We start from the raw sequence: 537 nt of genomic DNA, 5'->3' as shown, positions 1-537 counted from the left end.
CGCCCTGCTCGTAGCGGACTTAGCTACGAGAAGTACGAATACTGGGGCAACAAGATTGATATTGCCAGAGATGTCAGCCCGGGAACGTTCCGGCACAAGGTCGATACGCGCGAAAGCGAATTGAGAGCCAGCAAGCGAACAATATCCATCCCGCTCACCCGTGAAATGATAAGAAAGGGAGACAACGGTCTTCATAAGAGCGATGTTCCTTGGCTAGAGCAAGCCGTTTCGCCCGCACCCAATTCCCGTCTGTTGATTTTCAAGGACCTGGCGGAAGTGGATTACCCTTTCGCCGCCGAGGGTTACGTGCTGGCCGGTGGCACGATGCTGACCATGAAGTTGGACGTTCTGCGCAGCAGCGGAATACAGAAGGTCACGCAACGCTCAACCGATGTATACAAAAATATCATTTACCGCGATGACTGGACGGTTCCCACGGAACGCGGCTTTTGCGTTCCCGGTGCACTGATCGGCGGGCCTTCGCGCAACAGCGAACTGGCCGAGCAAACCATCGTCCTGCAGTTCGACCGACCTTCC

At 55.5% G+C, this 537-nt stretch carries 1 pseudogene; it reads left to right on the top strand.

Going from position 1 to position 537, the window contains the following annotated elements:
- A pseudogene (locus tag CF70_RS36560) lies at window positions 1-537 on the top strand (hypothetical protein); the annotation flags it as partial.

This window comes from Cupriavidus sp. SK-3, from assembly GCF_000611145.1.
GTDB lineage: Bacteria > Pseudomonadota > Gammaproteobacteria > Burkholderiales > Burkholderiaceae > Cupriavidus.
This window is presented reverse-complemented; position numbering and strand designations above follow the sequence as displayed.